This window comes from Vibrio sp. S11_S32 (assembly GCF_014694465.1).
In the GTDB taxonomy this organism is placed as follows: domain Bacteria; phylum Pseudomonadota; class Gammaproteobacteria; order Enterobacterales; family Vibrionaceae; genus Vibrio; species Vibrio algicola.
In genome coordinates, this window is sequence record NZ_JAAUWS010000030.1 from 1 (window position 1) to 24,941 (window position 24,941).

Annotated in this window: 21 protein-coding genes; 13 read left to right on the forward strand and 8 right to left on the reverse strand. The window is 41.6% G+C overall.

Annotation, left to right across the window (positions count from 1 at the left end; all coding sequences use genetic code 11):
• The coding region (locus tag HC723_RS12410; RefSeq protein WP_190339320.1) for a transposase at positions 1 to 352 on the forward strand (352 nt) is incomplete at its 5' end.
• A 127-nt stretch (positions 353 to 479) separates the two neighbouring features.
• Here HC723_RS12410 and HC723_RS12415 read toward each other — a convergent pair.
• From HC723_RS12415 to HC723_RS12435, 5 genes are all read right to left on the reverse strand, one after another.
• Positions 480 to 734 carry a glutathione S-transferase N-terminal domain-containing protein gene (locus tag HC723_RS12415; RefSeq protein WP_153448801.1) on the reverse strand — a complete coding sequence of 85 codons (255 nt, stop codon included), beginning with the start codon at positions 732 to 734 and terminating at the stop codon, positions 480 to 482.
• 26 nt (positions 735 to 760) lie between these two features.
• Positions 761 to 1,228: a hypothetical protein gene (locus HC723_RS12420; protein WP_190339321.1), complete on the reverse strand. Its 468-nt coding sequence runs from the start codon at positions 1,226 to 1,228 to the stop codon at positions 761 to 763.
• Between the two features lie 137 nt (positions 1,229 to 1,365).
• Positions 1,366 to 1,902, reverse strand: coding sequence for a YaeQ family protein (locus HC723_RS12425; protein WP_190339322.1), 537 nt, complete (start codon positions 1,900 to 1,902; stop codon positions 1,366 to 1,368).
• Positions 1,903 to 2,081: 179 nt separating this feature from the next.
• Positions 2,082 to 2,597 (reverse strand): DUF2301 domain-containing membrane protein, encoded by a 516-nt coding sequence (locus HC723_RS12430; RefSeq protein ID WP_190339323.1) that lies wholly within the window; start codon positions 2,595 to 2,597, stop codon positions 2,082 to 2,084.
• A gap of 81 nt (positions 2,598 to 2,678) precedes the next feature.
• The gene (locus HC723_RS12435; RefSeq protein WP_190339324.1) at positions 2,679 to 3,614 is read right to left on the reverse strand and encodes a M14 family metallopeptidase; all 936 of its coding nucleotides are present in this window, start codon (positions 3,612 to 3,614) and stop codon (positions 2,679 to 2,681) included.
• 281 nt (positions 3,615 to 3,895) lie between these two features.
• Here HC723_RS12435 and HC723_RS12440 point away from each other — a divergent pair, with 281 nt between their 5' ends.
• Positions 3,896 to 4,726, forward strand: a complete 831-nt coding sequence (locus HC723_RS12440) for a DUF6279 family lipoprotein (RefSeq protein ID WP_190339325.1) — start codon at positions 3,896 to 3,898, stop codon at positions 4,724 to 4,726.
• Position 4,727: 1 nt separating this feature from the next.
• Here the strand turns inward: HC723_RS12440 and HC723_RS12445 are convergent, their stop codons facing one another.
• On the reverse strand, positions 4,728 to 7,484 hold the full coding sequence (locus HC723_RS12445; protein WP_190339326.1) for a M16 family metallopeptidase: 2,757 nt from the start codon (positions 7,482 to 7,484) through the stop codon (positions 4,728 to 4,730).
• Positions 7,485 to 7,758: 274 nt separating this feature from the next.
• Here HC723_RS12445 and HC723_RS12450 point away from each other — a divergent pair, with 274 nt between their 5' ends.
• The 10 genes from HC723_RS12450 (at position 7,759) to HC723_RS12495 (ending at position 22,299) form a co-directional block, all read left to right on the forward strand.
• Complete coding sequence (locus HC723_RS12450; RefSeq protein WP_190339327.1) at positions 7,759 to 9,720, forward strand: bifunctional 2',3'-cyclic-nucleotide 2'-phosphodiesterase/3'-nucleotidase; 1,962 nt, start codon at positions 7,759 to 7,761, stop codon at positions 9,718 to 9,720.
• Between the two features lie 198 nt (positions 9,721 to 9,918).
• Positions 9,919 to 13,080 carry a beta-galactosidase gene (locus HC723_RS12455; RefSeq protein WP_190339328.1) on the forward strand — a complete coding sequence of 1,054 codons (3,162 nt, stop codon included), beginning with the start codon at positions 9,919 to 9,921 and terminating at the stop codon, positions 13,078 to 13,080.
• 258 nt (positions 13,081 to 13,338) lie between these two features.
• A complete protein-coding gene (mglB, locus tag HC723_RS12460) occupies positions 13,339 to 14,313 on the forward strand; it encodes a galactose/glucose ABC transporter substrate-binding protein MglB (RefSeq protein WP_190339329.1) in 975 nt (324 codons plus the stop codon).
• Positions 14,314 to 14,444: 131 nt separating this feature from the next.
• Positions 14,445 to 15,953, forward strand: coding sequence for a galactose/methyl galactoside ABC transporter ATP-binding protein MglA (mglA, locus tag HC723_RS12465; protein WP_190339330.1), 1,509 nt, complete (start codon positions 14,445 to 14,447; stop codon positions 15,951 to 15,953).
• A gap of 10 nt (positions 15,954 to 15,963) precedes the next feature.
• The gene (mglC, locus tag HC723_RS12470) at positions 15,964 to 16,971 is read left to right on the forward strand and encodes a galactose/methyl galactoside ABC transporter permease MglC (RefSeq protein WP_190339331.1); all 1,008 of its coding nucleotides are present in this window, start codon (positions 15,964 to 15,966) and stop codon (positions 16,969 to 16,971) included.
• A 220-nt stretch (positions 16,972 to 17,191) separates the two neighbouring features.
• On the forward strand, positions 17,192 to 18,223 hold the full coding sequence (gene galE, locus HC723_RS12475; RefSeq protein WP_190339332.1) for a UDP-glucose 4-epimerase GalE: 1,032 nt from the start codon (positions 17,192 to 17,194) through the stop codon (positions 18,221 to 18,223).
• Positions 18,224 to 18,271: 48 nt separating this feature from the next.
• Complete coding sequence (locus tag HC723_RS12480) at positions 18,272 to 19,336, forward strand: UDP-glucose--hexose-1-phosphate uridylyltransferase (protein ID WP_190339333.1); 1,065 nt, start codon at positions 18,272 to 18,274, stop codon at positions 19,334 to 19,336.
• Positions 19,337 to 19,445: 109 nt separating this feature from the next.
• A complete protein-coding gene (gene galK, locus HC723_RS12485; RefSeq protein WP_190339334.1) occupies positions 19,446 to 20,624 on the forward strand; it encodes a galactokinase in 1,179 nt (392 codons plus the stop codon).
• A gap of 1 nt (position 20,625) precedes the next feature.
• Positions 20,626 to 21,705, forward strand: a complete 1,080-nt coding sequence (galM, locus tag HC723_RS12490; RefSeq protein WP_446751405.1) for a galactose-1-epimerase — start codon at positions 20,626 to 20,628, stop codon at positions 21,703 to 21,705.
• A 213-nt stretch (positions 21,706 to 21,918) separates the two neighbouring features.
• On the forward strand, positions 21,919 to 22,299 hold the full coding sequence (locus tag HC723_RS12495; RefSeq protein WP_190339335.1) for a VOC family protein: 381 nt from the start codon (positions 21,919 to 21,921) through the stop codon (positions 22,297 to 22,299).
• A gap of 87 nt (positions 22,300 to 22,386) precedes the next feature.
• On the opposite strand, the gene HC723_RS12500 is transcribed toward HC723_RS12495, so the two are convergent.
• Positions 22,387 to 22,572 (reverse strand): hypothetical protein, encoded by a 186-nt coding sequence (locus HC723_RS12500; RefSeq protein ID WP_190339336.1) that lies wholly within the window; start codon positions 22,570 to 22,572, stop codon positions 22,387 to 22,389.
• 268 nt (positions 22,573 to 22,840) lie between these two features.
• Positions 22,841 to 23,686, reverse strand: coding sequence for a xanthosine phosphorylase (xapA, locus tag HC723_RS12505; protein WP_238925478.1), 846 nt, complete (start codon positions 23,684 to 23,686; stop codon positions 22,841 to 22,843).
• 317 nt (positions 23,687 to 24,003) lie between these two features.
• Between xapA and HC723_RS12510 the strand changes: the two genes are divergently transcribed.
• On the forward strand, positions 24,004 to 24,906 hold the full coding sequence (locus tag HC723_RS12510; protein ID WP_190339337.1) for a LysR family transcriptional regulator: 903 nt from the start codon (positions 24,004 to 24,006) through the stop codon (positions 24,904 to 24,906).
• The last annotated feature ends 35 nt before the right edge of the window (positions 24,907 to 24,941 follow it).

Consider the following 24,941-nt stretch of genomic DNA (forward strand, 5'->3'; position numbering starts at 1 on the left):
CTATTCCGGCAAGTACCCAAAAGTGACGGAGTGCTTAACAAAAGATAAAGAAGAAATGCTCGCATTTTATGACTTTCCAGCAGAGCATTGGACGCATATTAGAACAAGTAATCCAATCGAATCAACGTTTGCAACCGTACGGTTGCGCACACATAAAGTAAAGAGTTGTGGAAGTCGTACGACAACCTTAATGATGATATTTAAGCTTGCTCAATCAGCAGAAAAGAGTTGGTATCGATTAAAGGGGTTTAAATTACTTGCTGATGTTGTAAGCGGTATTAAGTTTAAAGATGGTGAAAAAGTAATGCCAGATCAAACAGAGCATGCAAAAGAACTCATACACCAGAATTGACAATAGCTCTAAAATAATACGCCCTAAAATCCAACGAATAATCGCCATGTTAATCCTATAAGGGTTTGCTAAAAATAAAAAACAAAGGCTGAGTCATTCAGCCTTGTTTGTGTCAGAAAATTTGAGGTTATAACGCTTTCAAATAATCTACCACAGCATCAGATTCATATAACCACGTCACGCCATCTGATTTTTCGATGCGTAGGCACGGTACTTGCGTTTTTCCGGTTGCTGCTACTTTCTCGTCTTGGAAGTCAGGATTTTTGCGAATATCGCGTAATTCTAAATCGAGGCCTAATTCCGCAACCGCACGGCGAACTTTTTGGCAATATGGGCAGCTTTCAAAGTGATACAGTGCCAAGCCTTGAGTGGAAATTGTCATATCGAACTCCTTGATTATTTTCTAAATTATATTTTATTTGGATCGATTTCTAAGAGTTCTGCATAAGCTTGGCCACATGAATACTTATCATAGAGAGTATCTTCAGCTTTAAACTTAGAGACATTTTGTTGTTGAGAAATTTCTGTGAGCTTATTTTCAACCAGAGCTTGGTATTCAGCATGATGCATTGTCCATTGAATTGGGTATTCTGTCATCACATAAGATCCAATTTTATAACTGCCTTCACGGTGTAAAAATCCGCACACCAAGTAACGAGTGAGATCTTTATCCGCTAACATCTTTGGTTGAGAAGGGTCGATTGGATCTTTGCTTGGCGTGGCAACGACGGTTGAAGTGCTAAGTGTTACTTGACTAGAACTTACAGCAGAAGGATTGGCTTGCTGGCTGGCTGGTTGCTCTGCTTGAGCCATACTTGATGTCACTAGCAAGGCAGAAAAAAGTGTTGCAGATAAATGAGTGGAGAGTCGAAACATCCTGTCTTCCTTTACTATCAATTAAATAGGGTAATAAGATATAGGGGCTATCATAACAAATATTATTATAATCGTCTTACTTGACGCTGTAGCTTTGGGTATCCTTGCGCACTATTGGTATACCAAACGAGTCATACTTACGACTCGGACAACATTTCCCATGTTACTTCACATTGCTGATCGTCAGTCGATAAGTAAATTGTATTGCCTGAAACCATGACCCCTAATTCTAAGGTGCGCGCGATCATCTTAGTCGAGGCTAATACACCCGCATTATCTAAACGAAAGATGTCAGCATTCAACGTTGAGAACTTGTCTTGGTTTTGCTTCCACCACACATCCGATTTGGTATTAAAGCTATAAATGCTGACCTGTTTGGCCAAGCGGGTGGCTTTTTTAACCCGATCAAAATCAGGCTCGCCGGCTTCAATCCAATGCAGTAATTGATCATCTAACGACTTTAACCAAATATCCGGCTCTTCAATGCTAGATAGGCCTTTAGTAAATTGCAGATCCGGTTTGGCATTTAAGCAATACGCGATCACACGCGCCATCATACGAGCATCATTCTCGGATGGATGCTGAGCGATGGTGAGGTTTAGTGAATCGTAGTGATCGTTATTGATATCGGTTAATGCGATACGAAATTTATAAATAGTTGGTTTTAAAGCCACAAGTTAGCCTTTGGGAGTGCGAGTAAAGAGAAGGTGATTGTACGTGATAAATCGGCCAAGTGGTGAGTTATTGCCATAAAAAAGCGCCACCGCAGTGATGGGGTGGCGCATGGCGCTTTGGGTTGGGATGCTAATATCTGGTGTCGATCAACGTTATTTGATTTAGCATGCTTATTCCTTTACTCCTGAAACTTACTTTTATCGCCAATATCGAAATGAAATGGTTGGCGAAACTTAGCAATACAAATTCCGCTCAGTAATAAGAACGAGGCAATGGCTAACCCATGTGTGATGATGGGTAAAATAGGGATCAACAAGCTCAACCAATAAATGATTAATACCACTGGCGTAATACGAACCAAATAAATCCGAAAGCAATAATACTCTTTGATCGCAAGGCCACTCGTGACTAAAAAGCTTGCGCCCACCGCTAGGATCGGCGCAATGCCAATCGCCAGCCAGCAGACAGAAAATAGCGCCGACCCTAAGATTATCCAGCGAATGTTTTTATCATAAATATGCATACAAGCCGCCGCCACAAGTGAACTGCAAATCAGCAGCTGGCTGGCATATTCAAAAGCAATAAAGTTAAACAACAACATCGCAATGGCAGACACACCAAAGCTTAAACGATAAAAACCGACGGTTAAATAATCGATGCTATCAAGCTCTTCTTTTACGTGTATGTCAGCCATCTGGATGTTGTCCTTTCATTGCGTTGATAACTAAAGTGCCTTGAGATCTAAAGTGCTTTGAGATCTAAAGTGAATTGAGAACTAAAGTGTGGTCACAACATAATCCAATGCACCCACAATCGCGGCCACTTGAGCGCGATTACATTCATCATTGGTCACTTTAGGACTGTCTGGATAAACTTCCGTGGTGGTGCAATAAGTATAATTGCTAAAACCGGCACATAAACCTAATTTGGCTAATGGGTAGTTGATCACGCCATCTTGCGTTACATCGGATCCAATAATTTGGTGGTTGTCATCAGCAGGGGCAATGTGGGTGACTTTACGTACTGAATCAATGATCGCCTTTTGTAGCGCATCGTCTTGTTTTTCGGTATCGCCAACCGTGTAGAAACCATCAGGGATTGAGCCTTTTGTGTAAGCTAAACCATCGCGCGCCGCAAGTGCTGGACGAAACTCCAGTTCATCGGTATCGGTGGTTTCATGCAAATCAATGTGGACTAAAATTGGCGCATCGAGATCTTTGACCATCTTCATGAGCGCGGCGGATTCTTGTGCAGGGCTATTGGCAATAAAGTTGCGGTTAGGATCGAGCGCATCGGGGTTCCAGCGATTAATGGTTTCATAACCCCACGGGCTGACACACGGCGCGATCACAATATTAAACTGGTCTTGGTAACGCTTGGCTTCACTTTGAGCAAACAACAGCGCGCCATGCACACCACTGGTTTCATAGCCGTGCACACCACCAGTAATCAAAACGGTTGGTTTATTGGCAGACCAAGACTTGGATTTTAGCGCCCAAAGTGGGTAGCGGCTTTCCCCGACAGGGTTCGCATCGTAGTGCAAATCGGCATAATGAAAGGCATCGAAATCATTTTTTAAGCCATCAATCTTTGGCATAACTTCATCAAAATAACTGCGCTTCACACTGGTTTGTTCTAGCCATTGACGTTTTTCAATGGCTGTCCATTTTTGACCCAGAGTCCCGATTGGGAAGGCATTTTCAGAGTTCATAACGTATCCTTTATTGAGTGCTATCACTGATATATACCCGTCTTACTTGAGGCTGCAGCTTTGTTGGCTGCGCTAACTTACCCCAATCACTTAGGCAAGCTAAGCTCATGGGGCTTTGTTTACTTGCCGCCTCACTGCAACTTCAATTACTTTGGGTATAGTCACAATCTTAGCACTTTATTATCTCGGCAATAGCAGAAATATTATGGCGCTCTCTTAATTGATGGATTTATTGCTTACACTGAAGTAAGAACAGTAAACCGTGATGGATAAGGAATGTTATGACCAAACGGATTTGTATCATATTGAGTTTGCTATTAATGACAGCCTGTTCAACCCAATTTTTTTATAACCGCTTAGATTGGATGGCAGCGCAATATGTCGATCGCTATGTGTCATTAAGTGATCAACAACAAGCGTCGTTTAAACAATCGGTACGCGAGGTGCAAGCGTGGCATCGAGCCGAACAATTACCCTTATATATTAAACAGATTGATTACCTGCTTACTCTGACGCCCTCTCAAGCGAACAAGCAACAAGTGGCACAGCAATACAAAGTACTAAAAGACTTTTCGACTCAATTAGTCACTCATTTTATGCCGCATTTATATCGCTTATTTATGAGTTTAGATCAACAACAAGCCGATGAATTATTTGATTCGTTGCAACGCAAATACGAAGACCGTTATGCCGATGATAATGACCTCAGCGACCAACAAAGGCGTGAAAAATCACAACAAAGAATGATCGATATATTGGAAACGTGGATCGGAGATTTGTCTGCCTCACAAGTTGCGATGGTGAAACGCTGGAGCCTAGAGCGTCTATCTATGCGGCAAGAGTGGCTTAAACAACAGCAGATCAATAAAGCCGAATTGCAGGTGTTGTTTGTGCAACGTAATGACTCAGCGGCGTTTCAACAAAAATTTAGCACGACCTTGCTTAACCCCGATCGGTTGTACCCCGAGTCGCTCACTCAAAAACGGCAACATAACCGCACCGTCACGATTACGATGCTGGTGGATGTGATCCAAGCCATGAACCCAGAGCAGTTTGAGCATTACCATCAACAATTACGCGATTGGCGCGAGAGGTTTGAAGATCTTATCTAGGCTATTGGTGCGGTGTTAATAATACGTCTACCCATAAACTTGATCCTCCAAATTGTCGCTCAAAATGTTGCGATAAATCTTGCGCTGAAATAGTTTGGATCAGCTTTTCAGGCTGCTGCAGTTGGTTATAGTCATAGCCATGAATAAGGTAGCGTTTAATAAATAAAGCATATTGTTTTTGATCGTCGCTTAATGGCGCTAAATCGGCTTGTAATTGTTTGCCGACCATCAGTGTTTCTTGCGCCGTTATGCCGGTTTTTAATTGATTAATGATGTCTTTCATGGCGTTACTAACAACATCCGCTTGTTTAGGATCACACCAAGCACTGAGTATCCAATCACTGTATTGCTCACCATCGATCGCGAATGAGATGACATTGGGAGTGTAATCTAACCCCATATCTTCGCGAATCACTTGTGTCAATCTTTGCTGAATTATACGACTTAACATGTCTTCCATAAATATGGCTTTAGTGCTTCTGGCACTACCACGAGTATTTAAGACTCTTGATACAACTAATGCTGTGTTTTCCGAGTTATTGGTACTGGTGAGTCGTGGTGAGGCTTCGGTGTTGAAATGTGGATTAAAACGAACACTTTTGGCGGGATCGAGTGGGAAATTCGCCGCATATTGACGTAATAATGGCGTTAACTGGTTGTTGTCGAGATTGGCAATAATGACTAATGTATTATTTCTATTTTGGGTGAATAAGGTTTGGTGCACTTGCTTTATTTGCTCAGTGGTGACCGCTTCCATTGCTGGCGGCTGTAGAAGGTGTCGATAGCTGCTTGGCAAAAATAAATCATTTTCAGCTTGATAGGCTATTGGGCCAACGGGGGAAAGAAGAAAGGTTTTTTTAGCTTGAATATTTTCTTTTTTAACAGCATTTAATTGAACTTCAGAGACTCGAATATCAGTGAGGGCAGTATAGAGTGCGGAAAAACTCTCACTTAATGAATTTTTGGGACTATCGATAGCGATCCATTGGTCGGTATAGGTGGAGAAGGCTTCAAAATGGATGTTGTTGCTTTTTAGTTTATGGCTGAATTGGACAGCATTGAGTTGTCCGATCCCACTACGAACAATGGTCGGAATGGCTAGCTCATAAGCTGGAAATAATTCAGGTTCGAGTGCGGCTTTTCCACCTAGCCCCGCATACACCATATTGACTTGTTTTCCTGCCTTTTTATCACGCAGATACCAAACCTCTAATCCATTACTGAGGGTGAAAATAGTCATATCAGGATTTTTAGGATCCAGCTTAGTATCAACAATTGATCCTATGGTTTGTGGTTGATTAAAATGACTGTCCTCGTTAACAAATATAGGTTTGCTGCCCCGTTTAGCAAATTGAGCTTTTAATACTTGCACCGGCGTGGGTAAAGCGGTGGTATCTTCCATTCCGAGGGCAAAGACGCTTGGTTGACTTAACAGTTGATATAAATGGTGATTGATTAAAGTAAGGTCAGTTTGCGTGATGAATTGAGCAAGGTTATTTTTATAATCTAACTTGGATTGTGGCACTTGGTTTTGAGTAATGGCATTGGTCATCCCGTTGGCGTGATCGACTGCCGTTTGTTTTTCCCAGTTTTGATCAATATTATCAAAGGTTTGTTGAAAACCACTGATGATGCTATTTAACTCGGGCTGACTAACGCCATGATCTCTTAAAGAGGCGAGCACACTGAGCATTTGATCTTGCAGCGCGTTGCGGTCTTGCTCTGAAAATCCGAGTTGTATTAAAGCGTAACGTTTACCTTCTAACCAATAATCACCGACATATTGCTGTTGTATGGATAAACCATGATCAATTAATGAATAATGTAAGCGTTGTTGGATGAGTTGTAGCGCCACATTATCTCGCCAATAAAAGGTTTGATCGCCTAATGTTACCCAGCGACTTGGACTCATCTCAAACAGCAACCCCATACTTGATGAGTCATAAGCCCCTATATGTTCGACGATATTATGGGTGCTATAGGCTAGGTTATCGGTGGTCTTTAATTGTGATGAGTCGGTTGATTGCCAAGAAGAAAAGTGCTTTTTAATTAAAGCGGTTGCAGCTGATGGGTCAATATTACCAGTGATGATGATTTCACTGTTTTGCGGTTGATACCATTTTTGATAGTACTGTTTCAAGCCATTGGCAGTGACGGAGTTTATTGATTCTATGCTTCCAAGAGCATCGTGATCTTTGAGTATAGTGGGGTCAATCATGTGTTGGTATAAAGTGGTGCTAAATGGTTTATTCTTAGGCCTATTCATTCGATATTCCCCAAGAATGACGCCTCTTTCTTTATCGATCTCTTGCTTTGATAGCGTTAATCCATCGGCAATATCTCTAAACCATGTCATGCTTTTATCGAGAGATTTATCATCGGGTAAATCCAATTTATAAATTGTGTTTCGATAACTGGTCGAAGCGTTAATATCGGCGCCAAATGCTGCTCCCGATTGTTCAAATTGCTTGATAATCTGGTTGGCTGAGAAATGTTGACTACCATTAAAAGCCATATGTTCGATAAAATGAGCATATCCTGCTTGTTGTGACGTTTCATTTAGGCTGCCGGTATGAACGATAAAACGCAGTGAGACTGGCGCATGTTCATTAGGGTAAATATGATATTTGACCCCATTTTCAAGCTGACCGGACAACCAATCTGGATCGGATTGTATGGATTGGGTCGACAGCTTTGTAGAAGATGAGCACGCTGCTAGGAAAAGACATAAAGCAATAGAAAATAGAGCCGATTTCATAAACTAAGCCAAGTTAAATTAGAAGATTATGTTTTAAGTTACGCGGTTTAATTTGCTTTTAAAGACGCCACAAAATATTTTATTCATTTCTGAATATATTTAACAAAATGATGTAATCCTTAGATCTATCAACAATCGGAGCGGCAGAAGGTTTGATAAATTGTCATTCATCACATAAATGAAATGTAAGCTGATTTATTATTACACTCACACGTTAGATACGTCTCATTGTTAATAAGATGCGACTCATTACAAGAGCCAAATGGAGAGCTTAATGAAAATTGTACGCCACCCACTTTCTTTGTCTGTGTTGATCGGGATGATCGGCCTGTCAAATCCTACTTTTGCGGACACTATTCACTTACGCGTGATTGAAACTACGGACATTCATGCGAACTATATGGATTACGATTACTACAAAGATCAAGCTTCGAAGAAAATCGGCTTAGTTCGCGCGGCAACCTTGATTGAGAATGCGCGTAAAGAAGTTAAAAATAGCGTGCTGGTGGATAACGGTGATTTGCTGCAAGGCAGTCCGATGGGCGATTATATTGCCTCGCATGGTTTAAAACCAAGTGAAGTGCACCCCGCTTATAAAGCGATGAATTTACTTGATTATGATGTGGGTAACATTGGCAACCACGAATTTAACTATGGATTGGATTTTTTAGCTGAAGCCACTAACGATGCCAATTTCCCATATGTGAATGCCAATGTTATTGATGCCAAAAGCGGCAAGAATTACTTCAATCCTTATGTGATAAAAAGCTACCAGTTTAAAGATACCGATGGTGAGTCACATCAAATCAAAGTCGGTTATATTGGTTTTGTTCCGCCACAAATTATGGTGTGGGATAAGAAAAACCTAACCGGAAAAGTAAAAGTTGCCGATATAAAAGAAACCGCTGAAAAATTCATTCCTAAAATGCGCGCCGAAGGGGCCGATGTGATTGTCGCCATTCCTCACTCGGGCATTTCGACTGAGAAATATCAAGAAGGGGCGGAAAATTCCGTTTATTACCTCACTAAAGTAAAAGGCATTGATGCGATCACCTTTGGTCATTCTCATGCCGTGTTCCCAAGCGCAGAGTTTGCCAAAGTAGCTGGCGCTGACATTAAACAAGGTACCATTAATGGCATTCCTTCAGTGATGCCGGGTCGTTGGGGCAGTCATGTTGGGGTGATTGATTTAGTACTCGAACAAAAAGGTGATAAATGGAATGTTGCTAGTGGTAAAGCAGTAGCGCGTCCGATTTATGATGCCAAAGCTCAAAAGTCTTTAGCTGCTGAAGATATGCAAGTGAAACATGCGCTTGAAGAAGATCATCAAGGCACGCGGGATTTTGTTAATCAGCCAATCGGTAAAGCCAGTGATGAAATGTACAGTTACTTGTCGTTAGTACAAGATGATCCTACGGTACAAATTGTTAATATGGCGCAAAAAGATTACACCGAACGCTTTATTCAAGGCGATCCCGATCTGGATGGTTTACCGGTTTTAGCCGCGGCCGCACCGTTTAAAGCCGGTGGCCGTAAGAACGATCCTGGTAACTTTACCGAAGTCGAAGCAGGGCAACTAACTTTCCGTAATGCGGCTGATTTATACCTGTATCCAAATACGCTGGTGGCACTTAAAGTGTCTGGCGCTGATGTAAAAGAATGGCTTGAGTGTTCAGCAGGGCAGTTTAATCAAATTGATCCAAATAGCAGTAAGCCGCAGTCACTCATTAACTGGGATGGTTTCCGTACGTATAATTACGATGTGATTGATGGGGTTAACTATCAAATCGATGTCACTCAACCGGCCAAATATGACGGTGATTGTAAAGCGATTCACCCTGATTCTCAGCGTATTGTGAACCTGACTTATAAAGGCGAGCCGATCAATCCTAAACAAACCTTTATCGTGGCGACCAATAACTATCGTGCGTATGGCGGTAAGTTTGCCGGTACTGGTTCCAAGTATGTGGCGTTTGATTCACCGGATGAAAACCGCACAATCTTGGCCGACTATATTACCCGCGTGAGTAAAGAGAAGGGCCAAGTTACGCCAAGCGCGGATAACAACTGGTCGTTTGCCCCGATTAAAACCAAAGCCAATTTAGATGTGCGCTTTGAAACCTCACCAAGCGATAAAGCCGCCGCTTTCATTAAAGAAAAGGCGCAATATCCAATGAAGAGAGTCGCTACCGATGAAGTTGGTTTCGCGGTTTACCAGTTGGAGTTGAATAAGTAACAAACTAGGATCAATAGACCCTAACTATTTATAGTGAAACTTATAGAAGTAGAAGCGACAACACAAAAAAGCACTGATCATCAATCGGTGCTTTTTTTTGGTAGGAGTTAGACCGTTACTGTTATTGCGTCATTTATCACGGTAATTGAGTAAAGGCACAATTAACATGTTGGCTACATTTTTCTTTGGTGAAATTCTATGCGCTCATTTAATGATATTATTAACAGCAAAGATTGGCAGAATGAAGCCATAGTAAAGCTGAATACGGTAGCACCACATTCACCTCTGCACAGTTATCGTCAGCTGAACGCAGCCTTGAATGGAGGGCAAGGCTGCCGAGTATCATTAAATGGCGATTGGCAATTTCAGTTGTTTGATACCCCCTCAAATGTGCCCAGTAGCATCATCACTGACAACGATGATATGGCATGGTCAAGCATGCCAGTACCGAGTAATTGGCAGATGCAAGGGGTAGATAAACCCATTTATACCAACATTAAATATCCCTTCCCTGATACCCCCCCTTTTGTCCCTAATGATAATCCTACCGGATGTTATCGACGTAGTTTTGTTTGGCATTCTTATGCGGTTGATGAATCGATACGTATTGTGTTTGATGGTGTCAATTCGGCGTTTCATCTATGGTGCAATGGCCAATGGGTGGGATATTCACAAGACAGTCGCTTACCAGCAGAGTTTGATCTTTCTGATGTCATTCAAGACGGCAACAATCATATTGTGGTTATGGTGATGCGCTGGTCGGATGGATCATATCTTGAAGATCAAGATATGTGGTGGTTAAGCGGTATCTATCGAGATGTGTACATTTATCAAAAGCCCAAAATCAGTATCCTTGATGTTCATATTCAAACACAATTAGACAGTGAATATGAACATGCAGTACTGCTTATCAATACCAAGCTATCGCAATCCGCACTCAATCATCGTATCCAAGTAGAACTGTATGATGCAGAGAAAAATAAGATTAAATGTGATGGTGAAATATCAGTAAGTTGTGGTGAGCGTGTTGTCGATGAAAAAGGGAGTTGGAATGATCGGGCTGAACATCACTTACAGGTTGCATCACCGCTGAAATGGAGTGCGGAAAATCCTTATCTGTACCGCTGTGTGGTGAGCTTATTTGATATGCAAGGTAATTTACTGGAATGTGAAGCCTATTCCGTTGGTTTTCGAGACGTCAAAATACAAGATGGTTTATTAACATTAAATGGTAAGCCTTTATTGATTCGAGGTGTTAATAGACATGAGCATCATCCAGAACGCGGTCATGCAATTGATAAAGTCAGCATGTTGCAAGATATTAAGTTGCTGAAACAAAATAATTTTAATGCAGTTCGTACCGCGCATTATCCCAATCACCCCACTTGGTATGATTTGTGCGATCAATATGGCCTATATGTTGTAGATGAGGCAAATATTGAAACTCACGGTCAGTTCCCAATGTCACGTTTGTCGGATAACACGCAATGGTTAAATGCGTATATGCAACGTATGGTTGGTATGGTGGAACGTGATAAAAATCATCCAAGCATTATCATTTGGTCATTGGGGAATGAATCAGGGATCGGGCTAAATCATCATGCACTGTATCATTGGACAAAACACAAAGATGCTTCGCGTCCGGTGCAATATGAAGGAGGCGGAGCTAATACCGCCGTCACCGATATTGTTTGCCCTATGTATGCACGAGTCGATGAGCATCAAGATCATCCAGCAGTACCAAAATTCGCCATAACAGAATGGATCAACCAAGCCAATGAAACTCGGCCATTGATCTTATGTGAGTATGCTCATGCCATGGGAAATAGTTTAGGAAGCTTCAGTAAATATTGGCAAGCTTTTCGCCAACATCCAAGGCTGCAAGGAGGGTTTATATGGGATTGGGTTGATCAAGGGATAAATAAAGTAACCGATGACGGTATTCAATACTGGGGATATGGTGGTGATTTTGGTGATGAGGTTAATGATCGCCAATTTTGTATCAATGGTTTACTTTTCCCTGATAGAAGACCGCATCCTGCATTGTGTGAAGTTAAAAAAGCTCAGCAGTTTTATCAGTTTTCTTTATTAATGAATGATACTGACCCTGATGCCGATTTTTCGATAAGTGTCAGCAGTGAATTCTTATTTGAGTCAGTAAAAGGTGCGATTTTGCACTGGCATTTATTGAAAGATGGCATTGAGATTGATTCAGATAGGCACATACTGGACATAGGACCTCAAGCTCGGCGAACATTATCTTTACGCCCATCTTGGCCTCAAATAGATAATACAGCGCATTATTGGCTGGATATAAGCGTCGAGTTAGGTCGTGATCTTGTTTGGGCAGATAAAACACATATTGTGGCTACCGAGCAATTTATTCTTTGCACACCGATACAGAAGGGGCTCGCACCAGAGTCGGAAAATCCGCAGAATGACATTAACAATACAGATAAGAGCGGTTTCAATATTGTAGAAACAAAGCAAGACATAACCATTGAAACTACACTGGCTAGGTTTATCTTTAATTGCCACACTGGTTATCTTGATCATTGGTTAGTCGATGGCGAAAAGTGTTTAACACAAGGGTTCAAAGATAACTTTTATAGGGCGCCATTAGATAATGATATTGGTACAAGTGAAGCAGGGTTTATTGATCCTAATACTTGGTGGGCTCGTTGGCATCATGCGGGATTAGATCGGTTAGAGTCGATATGTTGTGAGTGCAAGGTGATTTCGAAAGTGCCACATTCACTTCAAGTTGTACAGGTAAGGTGCGTTTATCAACATAAGGTTGATGGGAAAGTATTGATTGAAACCTGCTGGGACTATCAATTATGTGCCAATGGCAACATCATGCTTAATGTTGGAGTGACAAAAACGGAAGACGTGCCGCCACTGCCAAGAGTGGGGTTAAGTTTTGCTATTCCTTCAGTTGTGAACACGGTGGCCTGGTTAGGTCGAGGTCCACATGAAAACTACCCCGATAGACAATTATCAGCGCATTTAGGTTGGTATCAAAGACCGATTTCGCAGATGCAAACTTCGTATATATACCCTTCAGAGAATGGTTTGCGTTGTGATACAACAAAGCTGAGCTTAAATTCGCTAGAAATTACTGGGCAATTTCATTTTTCCGTCAGTGATCATCCACAAGCATTGATAGCCAATAGCACCCATACCTATCAACTAGTAAAAGATGGCAACACCTATATTAATATTGATAGCCAACATATGGGGGTTGGTGGTGATGATTCTTGGAGCCCGAGTGTTCATCCTGAATTTTTATTGGCGAAAAACCGTTATAACTATCACCTTAAGCTAATAGTCGCGAAATCCCGGAATTCAAAGAAATAGCCCCTAAGGTTATCAGGTTTAATCTTCGGGCCTGATAGCCACTGCGATATCAACAGATCGCAGAAGGATGCCTAGATCACACATTTATTTATATTATTGATAGAAGTAACAAAGTGTTAACTACGTTGTTTTTTTATACAATAAATACGTCTACTCTTATTTGGTAAACGTTTTCATTTATAGCCTGTTATTATTAATTAACAAGCTAAGTGGAATGGATTTATTCACAATAAAAACAATGAAAAATAGGGTCCTCACATGAAAAAAATCGTACTTGCTGCTGCCATTACTTCTAGCCTCCTTTTTGCAACAAATACTCTTGCTGCGACTTCAATCGGTATTACTGTTTATAAATATGACGATAACTTTATGTCGGTCGTTCGACAGGCGTTGGAAGCTAATGCGGCTAAAGCGCCAGACGTTAAAGTATTAATGAATGATTCTCAAAATAACCAGTCGATGCAAAATGATCAAATCGACGTCATGTTAGCGCGTGGCGTTGAAGCTTTAGCGATTAACTTAGTCGATCCGGCTGCCGCACCTGCTGTCATTAAAAAAGCAAAATTTGATGATGTGCCAATTGTCTTCTATAACAAGGAACCGTCAGCGAAAGCAATGGCAAGCTATGACAAAGCTTACTATGTTGGAACCGATTCAAAAGAGTCGGGTATTATTCAAGGGCAAATGATTGCCAAACAATGGAAAGACAATGCGGCATGGGATCTAAATAAAGACGGCGTGATCCAATATGTGTTACTCAAAGGTGAACCCGGTCATCCTGATGCCGAAGCCCGTACCACTTATGTAATTAAAACCTTGAATGATGAAGGTTATAAAACCCAAGAACTTCAACTGGATACCGCTATGTGGGATGCGGCAATGGCAAAAGATAAAATGGATGCATGGCTTGCTGGTCCAAATGGTAAAAAAATTGAAGTGGTTATTGCCAATAATGATGGAATGGCAATGGGCGCAATTGAAGCATTAAAAGCTTCTGGGACCAAGTTGCCTGTATTTGGGGTTGATGCCTTAACAGAAGCGGTGGCACTGGTTAAGTCTGGTGAAATGGCGGGCACCGTATTAAATGATGCTAATGCACAAGCAGAAGCCACCTTTGACCTTGCGCGCAATCTGGCTGAAGGCAAACCTGCCACTGAAGGCACAAAATGGAAACTCGATGGCAAAGTGATTCGAGTTCCTTATGTTGCTGTCGATAAAAGCACTCTGAAATAATTTTCTGAACTATTTGACGTTACCGTTGTTTTGTAACGTCAAATACAAAAAGTATGAATAAAGGAAAGAGCGTTATACATCAATAATCTTTCCTTTTTTTTATTCATTTAAAGATTAATTCGAGTGTATCTATGGATATAAATCAAGAACCTTATCTATTGGAAATGACAGGAATTAGTAAACAATTTCCTGGGGTAAAGGCATTAGATAAAGTGAATTTAAAAGTTCGTCCTCATTCCATCCATGCCTTAATGGGAGAAAACGGTGCGGGCAAGTCAACATTATTAAAATGCTTGTTTGGTATTTATGAAAGAGATGAAGGTGAGATTGTTTTTTTAGGTGAGCACGTTAATTTTCAGTCTTCAAAAGAAGCATTAGAGTCTGGCGTTTCTATGGTTCATCAAGAGTTGAACCAGGTTCTTCAACGAACGGTAATGGATAATATTTGGTTAGGCCGCTACCCAACCAAAGGCTTCTTTGTTGATCATGATAAAATGTATCGTGATACCAAGTCTGTATTTGAAGAACTTGACATCAATATTGATCCAAAAGAAAAAGCAGGAAATTTATCGGTTTCTCAAATGCAAATGGTCGAAATAGCCAAAGCTTTTTCTTATAATGCCAAAATTGTGATCATGGATGAACCGACTTCATCATTAAGTGAAAAAGAAGTCAGTCATCTATTTAAAATTATTAAAAAGCTTAAAGAAAAAGGCTGTGGAATTGTTTACATTTCCCACAAAATGGAAGAGATATTTGCAATTTGCGATGATATTACCATTTTACGCGATGGGCAATGGGTTGATACTAGACCACTAGCTGGCTTGGATATGGATAAAATTATCGGCATGATGGTTGGTCGTGAATTAACCAATCGATTCCCAGAAAAAACCAATACCCCTCAAGAAACGATTCTCAGCGTTCGACACTTAACCGCCATAAATCAACCTTCTATACAAGATATTAACTTCGAACTACGTAAAGGTGAGATCCTTGGCGTGGCAGGCTTGGTTGGCTCACGTAGAACCGATATTGTGGAAACAATTTTTGGGGTTAGGGAAAGAGCAAACGGTGAAATCATCCTAAACGGTAAAGCTATGCGCAATAAAGATGCACATGAAGCAATACAAAATGGGTTTGCGCTGGTGACAGAGGAAAGACGTTCGACAGGGATTTATGGAGAGTTAGATATTACCTTTAATTCTTTAGTCGCAAATGTCGAGCAGTACAAAACCAAGTCAGGCTTATTAAGTGACCGAAAAATGAAGTCAGATACCCAATGGGTGATCGATGCGATGAGAGTTAAAACGCCCTCTCATAGCACGACGATAGGGTCCTTATCGGGTGGGAATCAACAAAAAGTGATCATTGGACGTTGGTTATTGACCGGGCCTGAAATTCTAATGCTTGATGAACCGACGAGAGGAATTGATGTTGGTGCAAAGTTTGAGATTTATCAATTGATATTAGATCTCGCCAATAAAGGTAAAGGCATTATTATTATTTCTTCGGAAATGCCAGAACTATTGGGGATCACCGATCGTATATTAGTGATGAGTAATGGACGGGCGGCCGGTATTGTTGAAACCAAAAATACCACTCAAACAGAAATTTTAGAATTAGCAGCACTTTATCTGTAAGGGATATCCCATGGAAAATTTTAAAACAAAAAGTTTAAATTATATTAAAGCCGGTGGCATATATGGTGTGCTGTTAATTCTGCTCGCTGTTATTGTTATTCAAGAACCATCATTTTTAAGTTTACGAAATCTAAGTAATATATTAACGCAATCTTCAGTACGTGTAATTATTGCATTGGGTGTTGCAGGATTGATTATTACACAGGGAACGGATTTATCTGCCGGTCGCCAAGTGGGCTTAGCGGCGGTACTTTCTGCCAGTCTGTTGCAAGCGACTGATAATGCAAACAAGGTATTTCCTGGTTTAGGCGAGATGCCGATTATCGCGGTTATTCTTGTGGTTTGTATCGTTGGGGCATTAATTGGTTTAGTGAACGGTATTATCGTTGCGTACATGAAGGTGACGCCATTTATTGCCACTCTAGGCTCAATGATCATCGTATATGGGATTAACTCGTTGTACTTCGATTCGATTGGCGCTTCTCCGGTTGCAGGGTTTGATGAGCGTTTTTCAACGTTTGCTCAGGGATTTATTCGGTTAGGTGATTTCAGGCTTTCATATATAACATTTTATGCGATAGCCGCCATGATCATTGTTTGGATTATGTGGAACAAAACAGTTTTCGGCAAAAATATTTATGCGATTGGTGGTAACCCTGAAGCGGCAAAAGTGTCGGGTGTGAATGTGCCAATTACGTTATTGAAGATTTATGCTATTTCAGGGGTTTTCTATGCTTTTGGCGGCATGTTGGAAGCAGGTCGTATCGGAAGTGCCACCAATAATGTTGGTTTTATGTATGAGCTAGATGCGATTGCAGCCTGTGTGGTGGGGGGCGTTTCTTTTGCTGGTGGTGTTGGCACCGTGATGGGAGTAGTTACCGGTGTATTAATCTTTACCGTGATTAACTATGGAATGACGTACATTGGTGTTAGTCCTTATTGGCAGTACATTATCAAAGGTGGAATTATTATCTTTGCTGTCGCTTTAGATTCAATGAAGCACGGAAATAAAAAATAATAGAATTACGAGGCTAAGCTTAAAAGGGTTGTGACATTTAGATGTGCAACCCTTTCGTTTTATCGGCAAGTAGAATAAAAAACTCAGTGTAAACGTTTACATTAATTGCGTTGGATCACAGAAATAATGCCGAGTATGTTGCTATTATCACCATAAGTTAAGCGGTTTGCTTTAGTGGCACCGTTTTCTTTTGGAAGCTAAAGATCATGAAGGAGTCAAAATGAAAGTGTTAGTCACGGGTGGGTTAGGGTATATCGGCAGTCATACTTGTGTGCAGTTAATCAACGCTGGTCATCAGCCAATTGCATTAGATAACTTAACCAACAGCAAGTTAGAGGTTTTAAATCGCATTGAAGCGCTAACCGGCACCAAGCCTGAATTTTATCAAGGTGATGTGCGTGATGAAGCTTTCTTAGATCAGGTCTTTAGTGAGCAAGCCAATAGCAAACAACCTATAGAAGCTGTGATCCATTTTGCCGGTCTAAAAGCGGTCGGGGAGTCGGTTGCCAAGCCTTTGGAATACTACGATAACAACGTGAATGGTTCTTTGGTGTTAGCGCGCAGTATGCGTACCGCAGGGGTGAAAAATATTGTATTCAGTTCATCGGCGACTGTGTATGGCGATCCTGCTCAAGTACCGATCACCGAGTCGTCACCAACAGGTGCCACCACCAACCCTTATGGTCGCAGTAAATACATTATTGAAGAATGCTTTAGCGATCTGTTTGACGCTGAAAACGATTGGAGTATTACCTTGTTGCGTTATTTCAATCCTGTTGGCGCGCATCCATCTGGCACGATGGGGGAGGATCCTCAAGGTATGCCGAATAACCTCATGCCATTTATTGCGCAAGTGGCCGTTGGTCGTCGTGATAAATTGGCGGTATTTGGCGATGATTATGCCACCCCAGATGGCACTGGTGTGCGTGATTACATTCATGTTATGGACCTAGCCGATGGCCATTTGGCCGCCATTAATGCACTGACGGATAAAGCCGGTTTGCATATCTATAATCTAGGAACGGGCAAAGGCAGCAGCGTATTGGATATGGTCAATGCATTCTCTAGCGCTTGCGGGCATCAAGTGGCGTATGAAATTAAACCACGCCGCGCGGGTGATATTGCCGAATGCTGGGCAAGCACAGAAAAAGCAGAGCAAGATTTAGGCTGGAGAGCCACGCGAGATGTGGCAGAAATGAGCGCAGATACTTGGCGTTGGCAGTCGAATAACCCTAATGGCTATGATTCGTAATATTGGTTATTCACGCTTTAACTTACTCAAACAGGCAGAAAATAAAAAATGACAACAGAATTTAACCCCATTGATCATCCACATCGCCGCTACAATCCATTAACTGGGCAGTGGATCTTAGTGTCTCCTCATCGCGCCAAACGCCCGTGGAGTGGTCAAGATGAGAAACCTGTGACCGCCAGCATTAAGCCATATCAAGACGATTGCTTTTTATGCCCAACCAATACCCGAATTTCTGGCGATGTGAATCCTGATTATAAAGGCACCTTTGTGTTCCAAAACGACTTTGCCGCCTTAATGCCAGATTCACCGGATGCGCCACCGTCCACAAATCCGTTATTTAAAACCCAAGGGGTACGCGGGTTAAGCCGAGTGATTTGCTTCTCGCCCGATCACAGCAAAACCCTGCCGGAATTACCCGTGTCACAGATCCGTAATGTGGTCGACACATGGAATGAGCAAATTGAAGAATTAGGTCAAGATTACCTATGGGTGCAAGCGTTTGAAAATAAAGGTGAGGCAATGGGCTGTTCGCAACCTCATCCGCATGGACAAATCTGGGCTAATAGCTTTTTGCCTAACGAAATCGAGCGTAAAGATAAAAATCTGCGTGATTATTACCAACAACATGGCACCAACTTATTAGTCGATTATGTGCAAAGTGAGCTGCAAGATGGCGCGCGCACTGTAGTAGAAACCGAGCATTGGATCGCCGTGGTCCCTTATTGGGCGGCGTGGCCATTTGAAACCATGTTACTGCCAAAAACGCACATCAAACGTATGAATGATCTCAGCGATGCACAACGTGATGACTTGGCACTCGCGATCAAACAACTCACTTGTCGTTACGATAATTTATTCCAATGTTCCTTCCCGTACTCAATGGGGTGGCATTACGCGCCATTTTTTGAAAATGATGATTCAATAGAAGATAAAGGCACCGAACACTGGCAATTGCATGCTTTGTTTTATCCGCCATTGTTGCGCTCTGCAACGGTTAAAAAATTCATGGTGGGCTATGAAATGCTGGCAGAAAGTCAGCGCGATCTGACCGCAGAACAAGCAGCAGAAAGATTACGTGCATTAAGCAGTCAGCATTATAAAGATGCGTAATAACCCAATTTAAACACTTGTATGCCCTTTAGATATTGGAAGTTTTTATTTTTATATCAAGAGTATATCCATGCGAGTGATCATTATTAAAACTATGTAGGTAAACACAATGAACGAACGTACTCAAAAGTTAATAGAAGCCGTTAATGGCGCATTTGAACTGATTTTTAACTACGCCGCGACGCACATTATTCAAGCGCCAGGCCGTGTGAACTTAATTGGTGAACATACCGATTATAATGATGGTTTTGTGCTGCCGTGCGCGATTGATTACCAAACCTTGGTGGCAGCCTCTAAGCGTGATGACAACATCGTGCGTGTGGTAGCGGTGGATTTTGATAACCAAGTGAATGAGTTTGATATTTCCAAACCACTCGAATTTGATCATGATGTGATGTGGGTTAACTACATTCGCGGCGTGATTGATTGTTTGCAAAAACGTGGTTATGAATTTACGGGTGCCGATATTGCAGTGAGCGGCAATGTGCCACAAGGGGCGGGATTAAGCTCTTCGGCAGCATTAGAAGTGGTGATTGGGCAGACATTTAAAACCTTGTACGAGCTTAACATCTCACAACAAGATATCGCCTTAAATGGTCAGCAAGCCGAAAACCAATTTGTTGGGTGTAACTGCGGCATTATGGACCAGCTTATTTCGGCTGAAGGTAAACGTAACCATTCATTATTGATTGATTGTCGCTCGCTAGAAACAAAAGCGGTATCCATGCCAGAAGATATGGCGATTGTGATCATTAACTCGAATAAAAAACGCGGCTTAGTTGACAGCGAATACAACACTCGCCGCCAGCAATGTGAAGCAGCCGCCGACTTTTTCAATGTGAAAGCATTGCGTGATGTGTCGATTGAGCAATTTATGCAACGTGAAGCCGAGCTAGACCAAGTGGTAGCCAAACGCGCTCGTCATGTGATCACCGAAAACGATCGAACAGAAGAAGCGGCGATTGCATTAAGAAATCACGACATGGCACGTTTAGCGGTACTGATGGAACAATCGCATGTGTCTATGCGCGATGATTTTGATATCACTTGCCCAGAAGTTGATACGATTGTTGATATTGTGAAAGACGTGATTGGCACTCAAGGTGGCGTGCGTATGACGGGTGGTGGCTTTGGTGGTTGTGTGGTTTCTCTGGTCCCACCGTCTTTAGTTGATGCAGTAAAAGCGGCAGTGGAAGCACAATATCAAGCTAAAACGGGCTTAAAAGAAACCATCTATGTGTGTAAAGCAATGGATGGCGCTGGCGTTATTACAACTGAGGCTCGTTAATATGGGATCATTATCGTTACCATGCGGTGTGGAACAATTGCACACCAATATGAGCGCAGGAGTCTACCTTGATGGACACGCTGCCAAGGTGATCACCTTATCCAATCAATCCGGTATGACCGCGACTTTTATGGATGTTGGGGCAACGTGGTTAAGCTGTACCGTTCCGGTTGCCGACCAAGTACGAGAAGTGTTGCTTGGGGTTGATACCATCGAGAAGTTTCAGCAGCAAACCTGTTTTCTAGGGGCGAGTGTTGGCCGCTATGCAAACCGAATTGCCGGCGCTCAATTTGAACTTAATGGACAGGTTTATTCACTATCACAAAACCATGAAAAATATTGTATTCATGGTGGCGAAATGGGGTTTGATAAGCGCCGTTGGACAGTGGTAAGTCAATCACAAGACCAAGTGGTGTTTGAACTTAACTCCGCCGATGGCGATCAAGGCTTTCCGGGGAATATGCAGGTGCAGTTAAGCTATACGCTCACCGATGACAATCAAGTGTCGATAGACTATCAGGCCAAGGTCGATAAAGCGTGTCCAATTAACTTAACTAATCATGCTTATTTTAATCTACAAGGCGCGAAAAGTGGCGTCAATTGCTTAGAGCATAAGCTGACTATATCAGCCGAGCAGTTTCTTGCCAGTGATGAGAATAGCTTGCCGACGCGCATAAAATCAGTCGTGAATACGGGTTTTGATTTTCAAACTGAAAAAACATTACAGCAAGACTTTTTGCTTGATGATGAGCAAAAATTGGCCGCTGGTTATGATCATGCCTTTATTTTCTCAACTGAACATTTGAATCAACTGAAACAAGTTGCAAGCGTGGTGTCGCCAGATGACAAGGTCAGCATGCACGTGTTTACCACTAAGCCTGCGATGCAAGTTTACAGTGGTAATTATTTAGCTCAGTGTCCCTCACGCGAGGAAGCTCCGTATCAAACATGTGATGGTTTTGCGTTAGAGACTCAATACTTACCTGATGCACCGAATCACCCTGAATGGACGTTTAGCGACAGTATCGTGCAGCCAGATCAGTCATACCACCACACTACGATGTATCAATTTAGTTTTTAAGTACCCCCTAATTTAACGTTAAGTTCTTTTATACGTTATTTTTATTTGCCCTCTGACGGAATGCGTTAGAGGGCTTTTCTCAAGCGACCAAGGACGGATCAGCGTCTTTTCGGCGTATTCAAATTGATCAAATATTAAATGCAATTGGTAATACTTTGCTTGGTATAAGAGATCTTGTACATTAGATAAGAACTCAATCAAAAGGATAAATTTATGTTTAGTCACATTATGCTGGGTGCCAATGATATCGAACAATCAAAGAATTTTTATGATGCGATCATGGCGGTACTGGGTTACGACAAAGGCGTGATTGATGAAAAAGGACGCTGCTTTTATATCAGCTCTGAAGGCGTGTTTGCCTTAACCAAACCAATTAATGGTGATGCTGCATCTGCGGGTAATGGTATGACGATAGGCTTTAACGTAGCAGATCCTGCGATGGGGGATGCTTGGCATGCAGCAGGACTGGCGAATGGCGGAACCTCGTGTGAAGATGCGCCAGGGATTCGAGTTGCAGGGGAAAGTAAGTTGTATCTTGCGTATCTGCGCGATCCTGCTGGTAACAAGATTTGTGCGACTCATTATGTGAAATAACGGCTCAGATAAAGAAAAACCCGATTCAATCGCATCTTATTATTGAGGCGAATTGGATCGGGTTTTTTGTTATCTGTTGAAGTGAGTTTATTTGACCGCATCGGTGAGCAATGAAACCAGTTCATCCTCAGTGACGGGCACTTTTGAAAGTTCGACTGCTTGAGAGTTCCCACCTTTTAACATATAAGCCTTTGTTGTTAAGTGATCATGATGGAACCACTTACCGTCTAAGCACAAATCCGTATAGCATTTTTCACAAGGTTTAAGCTCCATATACATCCCTTATTATGAAGTTGTTAACGAGTTATTAATGTAATGCGGTGAAGATGCTCTCGAATTGATTTAGATCAGTTTTTAACGGGATATATTTTCTTTGATTGAAAAGTTTGAAGTACGCGTTATGGTTTGAAGCAGAATGCTAAAAAAGTGAAAGATGAAGCAGAAAATGTGAGGCTAAAAAATAAAAAACCTCCGGTGAAGGAGGTTAGGGGGAAGGTTAGGTTGTCATCTTTTGCCGTGTGGCAGGCGCGCGATTGAAATCTTAAAAATGACTTTTAACAAATTGTTCGATCAATTTAATAAAATCCGATTCGGCTAATTTTGCACAGCGCAATGTCTGCTCATGGGACAGTTCGGTTTCACCTAGGCCTTCAGCCATATTGGTAATAGCACATACGGCTAAAACAGGTAAACCACAATGTGCCGCTGAAATAACTTCAGGTACGACTGACATGCCGACTACATCTCCGCCCATTATTTGCATCATTTTGATTTCTGCTGCGGTTTCAAAGTTAGGGCCAGTGTAAGAAACAAAAACACCTTCATTGAGATGAATATTGTTTTCTTTGGCAACACTGTGGATTTCAGCGCGCAATTTTTTATCATAAGCATTGGCAAGGCTAAAGAAGCGATCGCCGTATTTGTCATCATTAGGGCCAACCATTGGCGACTCTGGCATAGTATTAATGTGATCATTAAAAACGACTAAAGAGCCAACATCGATGCGATCAGGGCGTAATGATCCGGCGGCATTAGTACAAAATAACATTTCACAGCCAAGTAATTTGAATGTGCGAACGGGAGTCGTCATGACTTTCATCCCTTTGCCTTCATAAAAATGGCCTCGACCTTTCATACAGATCACATCCACACCGTGCATTTTACCCAGCACTAATGAACCAGAGTGGCCTTCTACGGTTGATACTGGAAAACCATCAAGCTGTTCGTAACCAATTTCGATTTTATCTTCCATTTGATCGGCTAAGACGCCTAATCCCGAACCTAAGATAAAAGCGGCTTTTGGTTTGAAGTTGGGCTTGGTTGCAAGAATGGTTTGCATTGCATTCATTGGTGCATCATTGGTTGCGCGAATCGTATGTGAAGTCATGTTAAACCTTTAAATTGATAGAATAGATAATGAAGCTATCGTAAACCGCTCCCCAACGAGAGAAAAGAACTAAAAATATTTTGATCAATACTTAAAAAGAATCAGTTTGAGTGGAGAAACCAGAAAGAGGCGGTAAATTAATCATAAAGAGTCTATTAATTCATCATGCATGGTCTGGTTGTGAGTGTTTTTAATCGTAAAAAACGTGATGCTTTCAATGGTCAGTTGAAAAATTGTGAGTTGAAGCAATTATTATTTTTGATAGTTTTTTTGTTATGATTGTCGGTCTTGGAGATCTCAAAAGTAGAGTGAATTCTATGCGTGAATTAATTGAAAGCGGCAAGATTAGCCTTAAAATGCTGCGTTATTTTTTGGTCGTAGCCCAAGAGTTGCATTTTGGCCGTGCAGCAAAAAAATTACGCCTATCACAGCCACCTTTAAGCGTCAAAATCCGAGAGCTTGAAGCTGCATTAGGTCTGACTTTGTTTGAACGTAATTCAAGAAATGTGTCATTAACCGCCAGTGGCAAATTATTAGCCAAAGAATGTGAGTTTTTACTTCAAACCATAGAAAACTCTTTGAGCAGCGTTCAATATCAGGCGGGCAGAGAAAAGAATAAGGTAAAGATTGGTGTGATCAGTTCAGCTCTCTGGGAAGGCTTTATCAATATTCTGAATGAATTCAAGTTAAGGTACCCGAGCTATACTTTTGACTTTATTGAAATATCGCCGAATTCGCAGCCTGAAGCGATAAAAAATAATAAAATTGATATCGGTATTTGCCGTTTTGCGGACATTCAAAATACTTACCCGCTGTCTACGTCATTGCTGGTCGCGGAGAATATGTGCCTTGCGGTTTCTGATACGCATCCGATGAGCACCAGGAAATTAGTTAACTTAAAAGAGCTTAAAGATGAAGCGTTTGTGGTTTTAAATCGAGAAAAATCCAAATCGACAGAGTTTATTTTAAAGCATTGTATGCAAGCTGATTTTCACGCAAATATCGTATATGAAGTGATTGAACCTCAAACACAGTTAGCTTTTGTTGCCTCTAATCAAGCCGTGGCGGTCGTACCTGAAAGTTATGCCAATATAAAATGGGCACATATTAAATTTATCAAAATTGCCGAATCTATTCCTGCCAGTTTATGCATTATTTATGATGAGCAAAACGAGCAGGAGACTGTTGATAAAATCCTAGAAGTTGCTAGGGGCTGTTGATCTTTAGTGTATCGCTACACTTCACTAGCAAGATG

Bases quoted from the DNA above. Each gene is read 5' to 3' on its own strand.
- HC723_RS12450 (WP_190339327.1), top strand. From the start codon at position 7,759: ATGAAAATTGTACGCCACCCACTTTCTTTGTCTGTGTTGATCGGGATG.
- xapA (WP_238925478.1), bottom strand. From the start codon at position 23,686: ATGACTTCACATACGATTCGCGCAACCAATGATGCACCAATGAATGCA.
- HC723_RS12440 (WP_190339325.1), top strand. From the start codon at position 3,896: ATGACCAAACGGATTTGTATCATATTGAGTTTGCTATTAATGACAGCC.
- mglC (WP_190339331.1), top strand. From the start codon at position 15,964: ATGGAAAATTTTAAAACAAAAAGTTTAAATTATATTAAAGCCGGTGGC.
- HC723_RS12415 (WP_153448801.1), bottom strand. From the start codon at position 734: ATGACAATTTCCACTCAAGGCTTGGCACTGTATCACTTTGAAAGCTGC.
- galK (WP_190339334.1), top strand. From the start codon at position 19,446: ATGAACGAACGTACTCAAAAGTTAATAGAAGCCGTTAATGGCGCATTT.
- HC723_RS12445 (WP_190339326.1), bottom strand. From the start codon at position 7,484: ATGAAATCGGCTCTATTTTCTATTGCTTTATGTCTTTTCCTAGCAGCG.
- HC723_RS12435 (WP_190339324.1), bottom strand. From the start codon at position 3,614: ATGAACTCTGAAAATGCCTTCCCAATCGGGACTCTGGGTCAAAAATGG.
- mglA (WP_190339330.1), top strand. From the start codon at position 14,445: ATGGATATAAATCAAGAACCTTATCTATTGGAAATGACAGGAATTAGT.
- HC723_RS12430 (WP_190339323.1), bottom strand. From the start codon at position 2,597: ATGGCTGACATACACGTAAAAGAAGAGCTTGATAGCATCGATTATTTA.
- HC723_RS12510 (WP_190339337.1), top strand. From the start codon at position 24,004: ATGCGTGAATTAATTGAAAGCGGCAAGATTAGCCTTAAAATGCTGCGT.
- mglB (WP_190339329.1), top strand. From the start codon at position 13,339: ATGAAAAAAATCGTACTTGCTGCTGCCATTACTTCTAGCCTCCTTTTT.
- HC723_RS12480 (WP_190339333.1), top strand. From the start codon at position 18,272: ATGACAACAGAATTTAACCCCATTGATCATCCACATCGCCGCTACAAT.
- HC723_RS12500 (WP_190339336.1), bottom strand. From the start codon at position 22,572: ATGGAGCTTAAACCTTGTGAAAAATGCTATACGGATTTGTGCTTAGAC.
- galE (WP_190339332.1), top strand. From the start codon at position 17,192: ATGAAAGTGTTAGTCACGGGTGGGTTAGGGTATATCGGCAGTCATACT.
- HC723_RS12455 (WP_190339328.1), top strand. From the start codon at position 9,919: ATGCGCTCATTTAATGATATTATTAACAGCAAAGATTGGCAGAATGAA.
- HC723_RS12495 (WP_190339335.1), top strand. From the start codon at position 21,919: ATGTTTAGTCACATTATGCTGGGTGCCAATGATATCGAACAATCAAAG.
- HC723_RS12420 (WP_190339321.1), bottom strand. From the start codon at position 1,228: ATGTTTCGACTCTCCACTCATTTATCTGCAACACTTTTTTCTGCCTTG.
- galM (WP_446751405.1), top strand. From the start codon at position 20,626: ATGGGATCATTATCGTTACCATGCGGTGTGGAACAATTGCACACCAAT.